Annotated in this window: 1 pseudogene; it reads left to right on the top strand. The window is 45.3% G+C overall.

Annotation, left to right across the window (positions count from 1 at the left end):
- Positions 1-258 (top strand): annotated as a pseudogene (locus tag CF394_RS15345) (phosphoenolpyruvate synthase); the annotation flags it as partial.

Genomic DNA, 258 nt, shown 5'->3' on the forward strand with positions numbered 1-258 from the left:
ATACATTTTATATTGTCCAGAGCCGGCCGATCACTACTTTATACCCGATCCCTGAAGCGAATGATCAAGAAAATCACGTCTATCTATCTGTCGGTCATCAGCAAATGATGACGGATCCCATAAAACCACTGGGATTGTCTTTTTACCTGTTCATTACTCCAGCACCTATGCGCAAGGCCGGCGGGAGGTTGTTTGTTGATGTTGCGCCTAGGCTTACTACACGTATCGGCCGGGAAACTTTATTAAATACCGTAGGAT

The organism is Tetzosporium hominis (assembly GCF_002265435.1).
Taxonomy (GTDB): Bacteria; Bacillota; Bacilli; order Bacillales_A; family Planococcaceae; genus Chryseomicrobium; species Chryseomicrobium hominis.